Genomic DNA, 14,160 nt, shown 5'->3' on the forward strand with positions numbered 1-14,160 from the left:
GCATGCCCTGGGGACTGCCGTCGATCAGGAACAGTCGTACGGAGCAACCCGGCACTATGCAGCCCTCCTCCTATTGAGGATCTTCTTCCGCAACTCCATCCCATCGAAGCGCAGGACCATCCGATATGCGTTGATCGGGTGGCAGCGGGTGGGAAACTCCGCGCTTTCGTCCCACCGGCGCAACGCCGGCAGGTGGACGCCGGGCAGCATCGTCGCCTCGGCAGTCGCGATCAGCTCGGTCGGCTCTGGTCGATGGTGACGACGTGGCACCGGGGGCGATGCTAACGAACCTTGATCAGATCGGCAACCTGCGCGTAACGTCGACCGTCCGCATGGCAACCCTGGTCCCCGATGAGACGCTCGACGCGATCCTCGCGATGCAGGTGACAATCGCGTGGGCGGGTGAAGGTCGTTGCTCGCCGCGCCGCCTCGGCTGGTGGGACACGGATCTGATCGATGACGCGGGCGGCGGTGACCTCTTCGCGCGGCTCCTCCCGCAGACGCATGTCTGGGCGTCCCTCGAAGCGGTGCGCGAAGCGGCCCGGCGGACCGACGCGAAGGCGCGCGCCAAGATGGCCGATCCCGACAAGCTGCGGACGCTCTACTTCCTCGGCTTCGAGCTCGACGAGCAGCTCGGAGATCGCTTCGCAGCCCACAAACGCTCGGGGCGCCCGCCGGCCGAGGTCCTGCTGCTCCCGCTACCCCTCACCGCCGACTTCGCCAAGGAGAAGCTCGTCTCGGCGCTCCAGGGAGGCGACGCGGCGTTCACCACGGTCCCGGGCGGCCGGCAGCTCAAGGGCAAGCGGCCCGACGCGACCGACGTGCTCGTGAGGCGCCTCGGCGCCGCGCTCGTGCCGCTCGCCGAGCAATACCCGCTGCCTTTTTACAAGCTGGAGGGGTGACCGCTAGGGTGGAGGCCGTGACGATCGCGACAGACCCCACGGGCGCGCCGGCCGAGCGCCCTGCCGAGGCGACGGATATCCACACGCGCATCCTGCGCCTCGCTCTGGGGATCGAGGACTCGCGCGCGTACTGGGAGCACATCGACCCCACCGTGCCTGCCGTCGAGCGCGCCCTCCTCGCGTTCGAGCAGCGGTGGTTCGGGAGCAAGAGCCTAGAGCGCGTCCGCTTCCTCCTCTCGAGCTTCGTGCACCGCTACGACACCTTCCCGGAGGCGCTCGGGGTGCTCCGGCGGTGGAACGCGATGGACGCCTCGACGAGGCAGGTGATCTGCCACTGGCACCTCCAGCTCTCCGACCCGCTGTACCGGCGATTCACGGGGATGTTCCTCGTCGAGCGCCGGGCCCTGCGGGACCCGAAGGTGGACCGGGACATCGTGCTCCGGTGGGTGAAGAACGAGTTCCCCGAACGGTGGTCCGCGGCGACCTGCGTGCAGTTCGCGAGCAAGCTCCTCTCCGCCGCGTCCGAGGCGGGTCTCCTCTCGCCGAAGCGCGATCCTCGGGCGCTCCTCCTGCCCAAGGTGCCCGAGCTCGCGCTCGCTTATCTGCTGCACCTCCTGCGAGGCGTCCGCTTCGCCGGGACCTTGACCGAGAACCCCTATCTCGCGTCCGTGGGCCTCGTGGACGGCTTCCTCGATCAAAGGCTCCGTGCTCTTCCGGGGATCCAGTTCCGCCGGATGGCGCACCTCACCGAGTTCGAATGGGAGGCGCCGACCCTCGGCGCCTGGGCGGAGGCGACGCTGTGACACAACCCCTCTTCCAGCAAGACTCGCTCGACGAGGCCGTCGCCGCGCTCCGGCGCGACCTGCTCGCCGCCGACGGCCCCCAGATCAGCACGATGCGGAATTACCGCTTCGCGATCCTCCCGTATCGCCCCAAGGACGAGTTCAAGCTCCGGCGGCTCATGCGCGGCCTGACCGACGAGCTGCGCGCCGAGGACTGGGGGGTCCTGCCCATCTCGCTCCAGAGGCTCCTGCTCGATCGGATCCGGGCGACAGGGGAGGCGAACGTGGCGGCGCTCATGAGCCGGGAGAAGCGGCTCCACGAGAAGAGCCCCGAGCGAGCGCTGGAGTACCTGCGCGACAAGATCGCTCCCCACATCGAGGGGCCGAGCGGGATCGCCGCCGACGTGGCGAAGCTCATCGCCGACTTCGCGCAGCAGAACCCGGATCGCGAAGGCCGTACCCTCGTCCTCCTCGGCCGCGCCGGCGCGCTCTATCCCTTCTTTCGGTCCTCGGCGCTCCTCAAGCATATCGACGGCAAGACGAGGAACATCCCCGTCGTGCTGCTCTACCCGGGCGAGCGCAAGGACACGACAGCGCTCTCCTTCATGGGCGAGCTGGACGCCGACCGCGATTACCGCCCCCGCATCTACCCGTGAAGGCTGCCATGAAGATCCGAGACCTCTTCGTCGCCAACGTGACCCGGGACATCCCGCCGGTCGTGTACTTTCATGAGCAGTCGCCCGCGAAGCTGCAGGCGGAGGTGAGCGAATACATCATCACGGGCGGCTACCGCGAGGACGACCCGCGAGCGCGGCGGGTGAAATCAGGCATCCACGAGCAGTTCGTGCACCTGCTCCGGGGGATCTCGCACGAGCTGGCGAAGAAGAGCGGCCCCGAGCTGCCGGCGTCCTGGATATCGGGCTTCTACGGCTCCGGTAAATCGAGCTTCGCGAAGCTCCTTGGGCTCTCCCTCGACGGCGTGGTGCTCCCCGACGGGACGCCCCTTGGGTCCGCCCTCCTCCAGCGGGACGACTCCCCCCGGAGGGACGAGCTTGTCGAGGCGTGGCACGCGCTCGCGAAGCACGTGAAGGCGCCGATGGCCGTCGTCTTCGACATCGGCGGCGTGGCCCGCGACGGCGAGCACGTGCACTCGGCCGTGCTCCGCCTGGTCCAGGCGCGGCTCGGGTACTGCTCGAAGAGCAACCTCGTCGCGGACTTCGAGCTGCGCCTGGAGCGGGACGGCGAGTGGGAGACCTTCGTGCAGATCGCGAAGAAGACCCTCGGCAAGGACTGGAAGGCCGCGAAGGAGGAGGAGCAGGCCGACGACCACTTCTCGCACGTGCTCCATGTCATGAAGCCGGACCGCTATCCCGATCCGACGAGCTGGATCGACAGCCGGGCGGGCGCGCGGACGGGCGCGGGCACGAGCGTCCGCGAGGTCGTCGAGGCCATCGACGCGATGGCCCACAATCGCGCGGCTGACAACACGCTGTTCATCGTCGTGGACGAGGTGAGCCAGTACGTCCACCAGGACGAGAGCCGGATGCTCAAGCTCCAGTCGTTCGTGTCGGAGCTGGGCCAGCGGCTCAAGGGGCGCGTGTGGCTGTTCGCGACCGGCCAGCAGAAGCTCGAGGACCAGGCGGAGAGCAACAACCTCGGCAAGCTCAAGGATCGCTTCCCGACGCACCTGCGGGTGCACCTCGGCACGACGAACATCCGCGACGTCGTGCACAAGCGGCTCCTCAAGAAGAAGCCCGAGCTGGAGGGCACGCTCCGGGACCTGTTCCAGAAGCACCGCGGGGACCTGAAGCTCTACGGCTACGGCTGCGAGGAGATCACCGAGGAGGATTTCGTCGAGGTCTACCCGATGCTCCCCGGGCACATCGACCTGCTCATGCAGGTCACCTCGAACCTCCGCACGCGCTCGACCCGCGTGCAGGGGGACGACCACGCCATCCGCGGCCTCCTGCAGCTCCTCGGCGAGCTGTTCCGGGAGCAGAAGCTCGCGGACGGCGAGGTGGGCTCGCTCGTCACGCTCGACGCCATCTTCGAGGTCCAGCACTCGGCGCTCGACGCCGACGTGCAGACGACGCTCGCGCGCCTCTTCAACGACCCGCAGGTCCGCGACGACGCGCTCGCCCAGCGCGTCGCCAAGGCGGTCGCCCTGCTGGAGCTGATCCAGGAGCAAACGCCGACGATGCCGCCGCTCGTGGCCGCCTGCCTCTACGGCCGGCTCGGCGAGGGCAACCGCGTTCAGCCGGTCACGGAGGCGCTGGAGAAGCTCCGCTCGCTGAGCCTGCTCTCCTACTCCGAGAAGCACGGGTTCAAGATCCAGAGCTCCGCCGGCCAGGAGTGGCAGCGGGAGCGCGACGATATCGGCGTCACGCAGGAGCAGATCAGCAAGATCGCCCAGGAGGCGCTGAAGAACCTCGTGGGCTCGATGCAGGAGCGCCTGCGGTGGAAGGGGCGGCCGTTCCCGTGGACGCTCTGGTTCTCCGATGGGCGCCACGCCCACGACGTGAAGCTCCAGGACGCCCGCGAGGACTCGACCGTGGCTGTCGACTTCCGCTTCCTCGGCAAGAAAGAGGAGCGGGCCTCCTCGGTCTGGGTGCCGAGGAGCGACCAGGACCAGCTCCGGAACCGCCTTGTCTGGGTCGTCGGCGAGTCGGGGGCGATCGAAGATCACGCGCGGCAGCTCGCCCGCTCGGAGCGGATGCTGGAACGCAACCGGCCCCGGCGTGAGTCCCTCAGGCCGGAGAAGCTGCGCCTCCTCGCCGAGGAGGAGGCGCGGTTCGACGAGCTGGAGGCGCGCGTCAAGGCCGCGGTGGCCGAGGCCTTCCTCGAAGGCTCCGCCTACTTCCGCGGGCAGCCGCTGCGTCCCCGGGACGCCGGGAGCGCGTTCGGCCCGGCCCTCTCCAGCATGGCCACGCGGCTCCTCCCCGACCTGTACCCGCACTTCTCGGAGATCGCGATCTCCCCGACGGAGCTAAGCCAGCTCCTGGAGAAGGAGCTGACGGGGCCGTCGACGAAGTTCATGGACGGCGGGCTCGGCATCCTCTCCCTCGACGCCGGCAAGTACGTCGCCTCGTGCGCCGGGCTCTTCCCGACGCGGATCGCCCAGGAGATCGCGCAGCACGGGGGGCTCTCCGGCCAGACGCTCGTGGCCACGTTCGTGAGCCCGCCGTACGGGTACGCGCCCGATCTCGTGAAGGCGTGCTGCGCCGGCCTGCTGCGCGGCAAGAAGGTCCGGATCCGCACCGAGCAGGGCACCGACATCAAGTCGCACCAGGATCCGGGCGTTCGCGACCTCTTCAAAGGCGACCGGGACTTCCGGCGGGCCGAGTTCTTCCCGGCCACGGAGGGGGACGTCACGCAGAAGGATCGCATCGCCATCCGGAAGCTGTTCGAGAAGTACCTCCAGGTCGACCAGGATCCCGAGGACGAGCCGATCGCCGACACCGTGTTCCTGCACTTCCCGGCGTACCGCGAGCGGCTGAGGGAGCTGGAGCGGCGCTTCGACGCGCTCCCGGGGCGTCCGACGCTCCCGCAGGCGCTCCAGAAGCTCGGGCGCGCCCTCGAGGACTGCTGCCGCTCGCGGTTCGTCCAGCAGACGGTCGCGGAGGTGAAGCGGAACCTGGATGTGCTCCGCGACGGCCTGGAGCAGCTCGGGCTGCGCAGCTCGGAGCTGACGCCCGGCGCGATCGAGACGGTGAATCAGGCCGCGCGCATCCGGGATCACGAGCTGTCGCAGCTCCGCCAGATGGAGGAGCTCTCGGGGATCGAGGACGACGCCGCGGTCGTGGTGAATCACCTGTCGGCCGAGCTCCCGTGGCGTGAAGCGAGCCAGCTCAAGCCTGCCCTCGACCGCATCCGCGCCCGCTACGTCGAGGTTCGCCGGGGCCTCCTGAACAAGCAGAACGCGCAGGCCGAGGCGGTGAGGGGCCGAGTGAAGACGCGGCCGGGCTTCGCGCAGCTCAACGCCGACCAGGCCCACCGCGTGCTCCGGCCGGTCGCCGAGGTCCTCGTGGACACGACGGCGGAGGCCGTCTCGCCCACGCTCGTCGAGGTGCGGGACCGCTTCGCGAGCCGCCTCCAGCCTGCCGAGGAGCTGGCGAACGACCGGCTCGACGAGGAGCTGAGCAAGGAGACCGATCGGCAGGTGGTCAAGGTCGAGACCCACCTCCGAGGCCGCGAGGTGGCCAGCCGCGAGCAGCTGCGCGCGGTCTTCAGCGAGCTGGAAGACCGCATCGGCCCGCTCCTCGACAAGGGCGCTCGCGTACGGATCGTTTGAACCATGCCGCTCACCCCCGAAGCCAAGAAGCTCCTCGCCGAGACGATCCGAGGGACGGCGCAGGACCCCGAGAAGGGCATCCGCGCGCGGCTCCTCCGCGCCATCCACGACGAGGCCGACCGGCGCTACCGGCTGTCGGTGCCCACCGGCGACGCCGGCCTCGACGAGGCCCACCGGAGGCGCCGGGAGCGCATCGAGGCGTGGATCGACGAGCGCGCGCGGGCTGCGAAGCCGAAGAACAAGGCCGAGCTGAAGGCGACGAAGGAGCGCCTGCTCGCCCAGGCCGAGAAGGAGGCGGCGGCGACCGCCGTCAACCGGCTCGTCCTGCTGCGCCATCTGGAGGCCCTCGGGCTCTCCAGGCCCGCTGTCGTCACCGGGGGGTGGAACAGCAAGGGATACCGCGAGTTCCGAGAGTTCGCGCCCACGCTCTGCACCGACGGGACGACGGACGCGACGGAGGGGTATGGGACGCTGCTGGAGCTCGTGTTCGACGAGCTGGCGGTCGACCTGCCCGGCGTGTTCGGCGAGGTGGGGTTGACGCGGCTGTTCCCGATCCCGGCGGCGACGCTGCGGGACATGATCGAGCGGCTCGACGCGCCGGGGCTCGCCTCGGCGTGGACCGACGATACGACCCTCGGGTGGGTCTACCAGTACTGGAACGACCCGGACCGGGAGGCGCTCGACGCGAAGATCAACGGCGGGGGGAAGATCGAGCCCCACGAGATCGCGTCGAAGACGCAGATGTTCACCGAGCGCTACATGGTCGAGTGGCTGCTGCAGAACAGCCTCGGACTGACGTGGCTGGCCATGTGCAAGAAGCGAGGGTGGACGGCGGATGCGGAGCGCGTCCTGCCGGTGCTCGACGACCGCAGGGCCGAGTGGCGGAAGAGGAGAGAGGCCGGGGAGGTGGCGCTGGATGCGCTGATGCCCATCGAGGGGGAGCTGGAGGAGCACTGGAAATATTACGTGCCGCAGCCGATCCCCGACGATGCGGTCGAGAAGGCGCCGGCGTCGGTCCGGGCGATCAAGATCCTGGACCCCGCGTGCGGAAGCGGGCACTTCCTCGTGATCGCGTTCGACCTGCTCGCGGCGCTTTACCGTGAGGAGGCACGGCATCTCGGGGCGACGGTGACGGACCGCGAGATCGCCGAGTCCATCCTGGAGAACAACCTCCATGGGATCGATATCGATCCCCGGGCCATCCAGATCGCGGCGGCGGGGCTGTATTTGAAGGCGAGGTCGCTGGCGAAGGCGGCCCGGCCAAAGAGGGTCAACCTTGTCGCGCCGGTCCTTCAGCTGGGGAACCTGCCGGCCGACGACCCCGCGATCGCGGTGCTGCGGAAGGATTTGAAGCGCGAGGCAGGGATCCCCGAGGAGCTGACCACCAGGCTCGTCACATCGCTCGCGGGGGTCGACTACCTCGGCTCGCTGCTGAAGGTCGATGCCGCCGTCGAGGATGCCATCAAGGATGTTGAGGTGGAGTTCGAGCGTACCCACGGCCAGGGCGACTTGTTCGGCGGGTTCCCGGTGCAGCAAGTGAAGCTGCCCACCGGGGCAGCGAAGGCGACGGTTCTAGAGAAGCTGGAGCAGTTCCTTGCGAAGCACTCGAAATCTGGTGACCTCGGCCTTCGCCTTGACGGAGAGCAACTCGCGGCCGGGGTCCGGTTCGTCAGGATGGCAAAGGAGGGCACTTACGACATCGTGGTGGGGAACCCGCCGTACCAGGGGCTCTCGAAGACAAACTCGTTCGGCTACATCGCGGCGACGTACCCGAAGAGCAAAGCGGACCTCTACGCCGCGTTTCTGGAGCGAGGGCTGGAGCTCACCCGACCCGGGGGAGCATCGGCGCTCCTCACCATGCGGGGATGGATGTTTCTTGGGCAGTTCGGCGAGTTTCGCAAGCATCTCCTGAAGACGAACGATCTCAGAGCCATTGGTGACTTTGATCGAGGTGCTTTCGACGAGGTGCCCAACGAGGTGCTGGCTGTATGCGCCACGGTCTTCCGTCGGGCGCCCCATCCAGGGGTTCCGAGCTTCGCCATACAACCGACTACCCTGGATGACAAATCCTACGATCGTCAGCGGACGAACCGCAAGCGGGCGGCTGTTCTGGCCCATCTAGGACGCTACGAGTTCGATCCGCGGGGCTTCGAGGTCATCGAGGGCGAGCCGATCGTCTACTGGTGGAGTAAGGAGTTTCTCGCGCGGTACGCAGCGGCGCCAAAGCTTGGAACTGTCTCGAAAGTGCGTCAGGGGCTCTGCACTGGGAACAACACCCGGAACCTAAGGCGGCCATGGGAAATTGCGATTGACCGAGTCTGGAAAAAAAATTCTGGTTCACCACCGGCTGACGCTTACTGGGTCCCCTTTATCAAAGGGAGCGATGGTAGGCTGTGGGTGGAGCCTCTCTCCGAGGTAGTCGACTGGTATCAGAGGGGGCTTGCCCTAAAGCTTGCCGTCGTGGACGGCAAGCAGGCCGCTCGGCCGCAAAACGAACAATTCTACTTTCTTGGGGGTGTCGCTTTTACAACTGCTGGAGCCGATTTTGGCGCTCGACGACATCGGTTTAGCAGCATTTTCGGCGACAAGGGACGGAGCCTGGTCACGGGGGACCTGACCGGACTTCTTTGCCTTATGAACTCCAAAAGTTGTCGAAGCGTAGCCCAGTCGCTCGCGCCCGGTGTCGACTTCGCGGTTTCGGACGTGGTCAGGCTGCCAGTCTTCTCTGTCGGTGCAACCGAACAGATATGGTCGCTTGTTGAGGCGGCGTTCTCGGAGCATGAGTCAGGCCGCGAACCGTCAGTGGAGTTCAAGCGGCCGGGTCCTTCGGCGTGGCGGTGCGTGCAATCCTGGGCACAGAAAGCCGTTGACCGGTCCGAGGGCGATACGCTTCCACTCTATGAGCCTGTCTACGATTCACCTGCCCCTGAGGCGTTCTGCTCCTACGCGGTTGGGGTCGCCTTCGGTCGCTTCGGTGCGAGCGGCGAAGGCATCCACGACGTAGCCCCCGCAGGCGCGCTCCCGAGCGGAATTCTCTTCATCTCGTCCGAAGGAGGCGACAGTGTCGACCAAGTTTCCTGTGCGCCAATCATCGCGTTCTGGAAGGAGCGCGGGGCTACTGTCGGCGACGGTGACGACCTTCGCACTTACCTCCGCAAGTCGTTCTTCGACTACCATCGTAAGCTCTACGAGAACCGCCCGATCTACTTCCCACTGTCCTCGGCGAAGAAGAGCTTCGTCGCCTTCATCTCGATCCACCGCTGGGCCGACGACACGCTCAACGTCCTTCTCGCCGATCACCTCGTGCCAACGAAGCGCCGCCTCGAAGGCGAGCTCGACGATCTCCGCACCGCCCGTGCCTCCGGCAACAACAAGGGCAAGGCCGAGCGCCGCTTCACCGAGGTGCAAAAGCTCCTCGAGGAGCTGAACGACTTCATCGCCAAGGTCACCGAGATCGCGGAGAAAGGCCCGCCGTCCCCGGACGACAAGACGCCCAAGCGCGAGGTCGACGCCCGCTACGTCATGGATCTCGACGACGGCGTGATGGTGAACAGCGCCGCCCTCTGGCCGCTCCTGGAGCCGCAGTGGAAGGACCCGAAGAAGTGGTGGAAGGAGCTGGCGACCGCCCAGGGGAAGAAGGACTACGACTGGTCCCACCTCGCGGCCCGCTACTTCCCGGCGCGCGTGCGCAAGAAGTGCCACGACGACCCCTCCCTCGCCGTGGCCCACAAGTGCTTCTGGGAGCTGCACCCGGCGAAGGCCTACGCCTGGGAGCTCCGTCTCCAGGACGAGATTCGCCCCGATTTCACCATCGACGAGCCCGCCTCCAACGCCGCGCGCGCCAAGTTCCTCGCCGAGCACGAGCGCGAGGCGCGCGAAATCCTGGCCAAGGAGCTGAAGCGCCGCGACAGGAAGACCGCGTCGGCCGCAGCAGACGACGACAGCGGCGCCGGTCCGCTGTTCGAGCAGGACGAGAACGCCCCGGAGGAGCCCGATGACTGAGCCACGCGACCCCGCCACGACCGACCGCGGCCCGGTCTCCGCCGCCATCGAGCAAGAGGTCCTCGGCGAGCTCCGCCGCCAGGGCATCGTCGTCTGGCTCGACAAGGACGCCCACTATACGCGCCTCGTGGACGACCTCGCGGCGAGGCAGGCGAAGGGCGAGTTCCCGTTCCCCGTTGTCGGCTTCCGCGGCAGCTTCCTCGACCTGCTCTTCCACCTGGAGCACTTCGGGAGCGGGCTCGACAAGCAGACGCTCCTCATCCACATGCCGGGCTTCAACGAGGACACGATCCGCAAGACGCCCGTCCTCGAGCTGTACGAGCCCGGCGTCCGGTTCCGGAAGGCGCTCGACACCTTGATCCGCGAGGCCGCCGCCGCGCGCCTCGCCCCCGCCGAGGTCGAGAAGCTCCTCGCGAAGCAGCCCACGCTCGAGGAGGCCGACGCCTGGCTCACCTCGGCCGTCTCGCAGAGCACCTTCGGTCTGGCCGCCGCCCTCGACGAGTTCGGCCCCCGGATGCTCGCCGAAGCCCTCGCGCAGCCCGGCGCGCTCGCGCCCCGCGTGTCGGGCCCCGAGGAGATGGCGACCCTCCGGAGCTACATCCACAAGCTCACCGGAATGGACAACGCCTGGGAGGCCTTCTACGCGGGCGAGCGAGAGGCCAGGGAGCTCGACCGGCTGCTCCACCAGCTCGTCGGCTGGGTGCTCGCTGTCGAGTACGTCAACGACCTCCGGCGCCCCGCCCACGACGAGCACCTGCGACGCCTCCGGAGCCTGTCGGCCCCGCTCGTGAAGGCGTGCGGCGACCTCGCGGCGCAGCTCCGCAAGGACAGCGCGGAGGCCTACGCCCGGATGGCCGATGAGGTCGAGGGCTTCCTCGCCGAGGAGCTCGCGGCGATGACCCCGGACGACCTCGGGCAGATCGACACGTTCCAGGAGGAGGAGAACCGCGTCCTCACGGGCGCTGTCGACGCGCTCCGCGCCGGCGCGTGGTCGAAGGCGAAGGCCTGGTGCGAGGCGCGCCAGGGGGAGCGGTCGTTCTGGGTCCAGCGCGACCAGCTCCGGCGGTGGGCGTGGAGCCTCGTGGCGGAGGCCGCCGAGTTCGGGGAGACGCTCGCGCGCCACCCGAGGCCGTTCGAGGGCGCCCGCAGCCTCGATGAGGCCGTCGAGCGGTACGCCGCGTCCGCCTTCGAGGTCGACCGAGCCCACCGGCGGTTCGAGCAGCGTCGGCTCGCTCTATTGGACTCGCGCCTGCCGCACTACGGCGCCCTCCGCGAGGTGGCCACCGAGCTACGGCGAGCCCACCGCGCCTGGGCCGACCAGCTCGCGAAGGACTTCGCCGCCCTCTGCAAGGAGCACGGCTTCCTGCCGTCCGCCGACCTGCGGCAGCGGAGCCTCTTCGAGCAGGTCGTCCACCCCCTGACGCTCGCGAGCGAGAAGGTCGCCGTCTTCGTCATCGACGCCTTCCGCTACGAGATGGCGACCGAGCTCGTCGAGGAGCTGAAGGGCGCCGGCACCGTCGTGGACCTGAAACCCCGGCTCGCCGAGCTGCCGACGATCACCGCCGTGGGGATGAACGTCCTCGCGCCGGTGGCCCAGGGCGACCGGCTCACCGTCGCCGGCAGCTTCCAGGGCTTCAAGACGGGCGAGTTCACGGTGCGCAATCCGGAGGATCGCGCCCGCGCGATGGGGATGCGCAGCGCGGGGAAGCCCGCCCTCCGCCTGACGCTCGCCAAGGTCTGCGAGGACAGCACGGCGGCCCTCACGAAGAGCGTGAAGGCGCACCAGATCATCGTTGTCCACTCCCAGGAGATCGACGACGCGGGCGAAGCGAACGTCGGACTCCCCACGTTCGAGTCGACGCTCCGGCAGATCAAAGCCGCCTGGCACCATCTTCAGCTGGCGGGCGTGAAGAGCTGCGTCTTCACGGCGGACCACGGCTTCCTCCTCCAGGACGAGACGACGGAGGTCCGACCGTTCGGCAAGAAGAGCGATCCGCAGCGGAGGCACGTGCTCGACGAGCACCCCCGCGCCGAGGCCGGCATGGTCAACGTGTCCGTCTCGTCGCTCGGGTACGAGGGGATCTCGGGCTACCTGCTCTTCCGGGACGACACGGCCGTCTTCGCGACGGGCAACGCCGGCGCCTCGTTCGTCCACGGCGGGAACAGCCCGCAGGAGCGGGTGATCCCGGTGCTCACGGTGACGAGGAAGCGCGCCGAGCAGGCCGGCTACGCGGAGTACGCGGTCGAAGTCGAGCCCCAGGACGACGTGGTGGGGCTCCACCGGCTGCGCCTGCGGATCGGCTTCGCCCGGCAGACGACGACGAGCCTCGGGTTCGCCGCGGCGCGGGCTGTCCATCTGGCGCTCCGGGTCCCCGACCGCCCTCCAATCCGCGTGATCATCAAGGACGTGGCAGGGCCGTCGTCGCTCAGGCCTGGGCGCTTGCAAGTGACCGTCGGCGAGGCCTGGACGGAGGTGTTCTTCGGCCTCGAAGGCCCCGCCGACGAGCGCGTCCGCGTCGAGGTGTACCACCCGGACAGCACCGAGAAGGTCCACGGCGCAACGCCCGACCGGTGGTACGCGGTGAGCGGCACCTCCCGCGGGACGAAGCCGCCCACGATCCCGCCGCCCGCGCCGGAGGGGTGGGCGAGCACGATCGCCGACGAGGGCATCCGCAAGGTGTTCCTGCACATCGAGAAGCACGGCGTGGTAACGGAGCCGGAGGTGACGAACCTCCTCGGATCGGCCCGCGCCTTCCGGAGGTTCTCGCTGGAGTTCGAGACCCACTTGCCTAAGCTCCCCTTCAAGGTGCGGATCGAGCCTGGAGAAGGCGGCAAGCGCTACGTGCGAGAGGGTGACCGATGACGAGCCAACGAGACCGCGAGCACATCTTCGAGCGCCTCCGCTCCGGCGTCGTCCCGGAGCGCGGCCTGGAGGCGTTCGCCGTCGGCATCGAGAAGCAGCGGGCGGAGATCGGCCGGCTGCTCGACCTGGCCAAGTCGGGCGAGGGCGTCTTCAAGTTCCTCCGCGGCGGCTACGGCTGCGGCAAGACCTTCATGGCCCGGCTCGCGTTGCTCGACGCGCAGGCGAGGGGATTCGCCACGAGCTTCGTCGTCGTCTCGGACAACGACCTGCACTTTCACAAGTTCGACGACGTGTACCGGAAGGTCGTCCAGGAGCTGGGGACCAGCTCGTGCCCGCGGGGCGCCCTGGGCGACATCATCGACCGCTGGATCGCCAAGGTCGAAAACGCGCTCATCGACGGAGGCGCCGACGAGCGCGCGCCCGACTTCGATCAGAAGGTCCAGAAGCGGATCGAGGAGGAGATCACCTCGATGACCGGCGGCAAGGCGCCCGAGGATCTCGGGCGCGTGCTGCGCGAGGTCTTCAAGCTGAAGCAGGCGGGCAAGGTGCGCGAGGCGGGGGCGCTCCTGTCGTGGCTCTCCGGCAGCGAGAACGTCAGCGCGTCCGAGAAGAAGGCGGCAGGCATCAAGGGCGACATCGCGAGCAAGGACGCGATGGCGTACCTCCAGGGCGTCCTGGAGATCGTCAAGGCCGCCGGCTACAACGGCCTGGTCATCGTCATCGACGAGGCGGAGACGATCCTGCGGATGCGCCAGGACGTGCGCGGCAAGTCGCTGAACGGCGTCCGGCAGATCATCGACGCGGCCGATCGCTACAAGGGGCTGCTCTGGATCTTCACGGGCACGCCCGAGTTCTTCGACGCGCGCCGGGGCGTCGCGGGGCTGCAACCGCTCCACGATCGCATCCAGTTCCTGAACGAGGGCGGTCTCGTCACGATGCGCCAGCCGCAGCTGGAGCTGAAGCCCTTCGACAAGGGCCGCCTGAAGGACGTCGGCCTCCGGCTCCAGCAGCTCTACCCGATGGGCGACCCGAACATCGTCGCTCAGAAGGTGACGCCGGAGCGGATCGAGTCGCTTGTCGACGAGGTGAGCCGGGGCTTCGGCGGAGACGTCGGCGTCGTTCCACGTCAGTTCCTCCGCCGGCTCGTGAACCTCTTCGACACCGTGGCGGAGAACCCCGACGCATCGCTCCCCGAGCCGCAGCCCACGGTCGAGGAGCAGCGCGCGTCGGAGGGAAAGAGACCTTACGAATACCAGCCGGAGCCCGACGACGAGAAGGGCTATCCGGTGGCATCCGTGGAGTTTTGAGCGGAGGACTGCG

7 protein-coding genes are annotated in these 14,160 nt (G+C 68.4%); all 7 read left to right on the forward strand.

Annotated features, from left to right (window positions below; genetic code table 11):
* Nucleotides 1-278 precede the first annotated feature (278 nt).
* From brxE to brxD, 7 genes are read left to right on the forward strand one after another with little or no spacing between them, the layout of a single operon-like run.
* Nucleotides 279-902: a BREX-6 system BrxE protein gene (brxE, locus tag WMF22_RS17670; RefSeq protein ID WP_437300223.1), complete on the forward strand. Its 624-nt coding sequence runs from the start codon at nt 279-281 to the stop codon at nt 900-902.
* Nucleotides 903-919: 17 nt separating this feature from the next.
* Nucleotides 920-1,705, forward strand: coding sequence for a DUF1819 domain-containing protein (locus WMF22_RS17675; RefSeq protein ID WP_438036459.1), 786 nt, complete (start codon nt 920-922; stop codon nt 1,703-1,705).
* Nucleotides 1,702-2,340, forward strand: a complete 639-nt coding sequence (locus WMF22_RS17680; RefSeq protein ID WP_437300225.1) for a BREX protein BrxB domain-containing protein — start codon at nt 1,702-1,704, stop codon at nt 2,338-2,340. The genes WMF22_RS17675 and WMF22_RS17680 overlap by 4 nt, the downstream gene beginning before the upstream one ends.
* Nucleotides 2,341-2,348: 8 nt before the next feature.
* Nucleotides 2,349-5,975, forward strand: a complete 3,627-nt coding sequence (brxC, locus tag WMF22_RS17685) for a BREX system P-loop protein BrxC (protein WP_438036460.1) — start codon at nt 2,349-2,351, stop codon at nt 5,973-5,975.
* Between the two features lie 3 nt (nt 5,976-5,978).
* Entirely contained in the window at nt 5,979-9,977 is a 3,999-nt protein-coding gene (pglX, locus tag WMF22_RS17690; protein ID WP_438036461.1) for a BREX-6 system adenine-specific DNA-methyltransferase PglX, read from the forward strand.
* The gene (gene pglZ, locus WMF22_RS17695; protein ID WP_438036462.1) at nt 9,970-12,840 is read left to right on the forward strand and encodes a BREX-6 system phosphatase PglZ; all 2,871 of its coding nucleotides are present in this window, start codon (nt 9,970-9,972) and stop codon (nt 12,838-12,840) included. Before pglX ends, pglZ begins: the two co-directional genes overlap by 8 nt.
* Entirely contained in the window at nt 12,837-14,147 is a 1,311-nt protein-coding gene (gene brxD, locus WMF22_RS17700; RefSeq protein WP_437300229.1) for a BREX system ATP-binding protein BrxD, read from the forward strand. The genes pglZ and brxD overlap by 4 nt, the downstream gene beginning before the upstream one ends.
* Nucleotides 14,148-14,160 lie beyond the last annotated feature (13 nt).

It is taken from the genome of Sorangium sp. So ce204 (assembly GCF_051526795.1).
Taxonomy (GTDB): domain Bacteria; phylum Myxococcota_A; class Polyangia; order Polyangiales; family Polyangiaceae; genus Sorangium; species Sorangium cellulosum_B.